Here is a 527-nt window from a genome sequence, read left to right on the forward strand (position 1 = left end):
GTACCACCCGTACCGCCTGTACCCCCGGAGGTGCAGGTCCTCCACGCCTCCTCCTGCACCCCGAGCCAATCGGAATCGGTGGAGCTGTTGTGTTTGGTGACGGGGTTCTCCCCGGCGTCGGCGGAGGTCGAATGGTTGGTGGACGGAGTGGGGGGACTTTTGGTGGCCTCCCAAAGCCCGGCGGTCCGCAGCGGATCCACCTACAGCCTGAGCAGCCGCGTCAACGTCAGCGGCACCGATTGGAGGGAAGGGAAGAGTTACAGCTGTAGGGTGAGGCACCCCGCAACCAACACCGTGGTGGAGGATCACGTCAAGGGATGCCCGGACGGCGCTCAGAGCTGCAGCCCCATCCAGCTGTACGCCATCCCACCCAGCCCGGGCGAGCTGTACATCAGCTTAGACGCCAAACTGAGGTGCCTGGTGGTCAACCTGCCCAGCGATTCCAGCCTCAGCGTCACCTGGACCTGGGATAAGAGTGGTAACCTCCGGCCCGACCCGTTGTTCCTCAAAGAACACTTCAACGGCAC

At 63.8% G+C, this 527-nt stretch carries 1 protein-coding gene; it reads left to right on the forward strand.

Going from position 1 to position 527, the window contains the following annotated elements:
• Window positions 1-96 precede the first annotated feature (96 nt).
• Window positions 97-527 (forward strand): immunoglobulin domain-containing protein (locus tag L9G74_RS23830; protein WP_500142662.1); only part of this gene is annotated, 431 nt, incomplete at its 3' end.

It is taken from the genome of Shewanella electrica (assembly GCF_022321485.1).
GTDB lineage: Bacteria > Pseudomonadota > Gammaproteobacteria > Enterobacterales > Shewanellaceae > Shewanella > Shewanella electrica.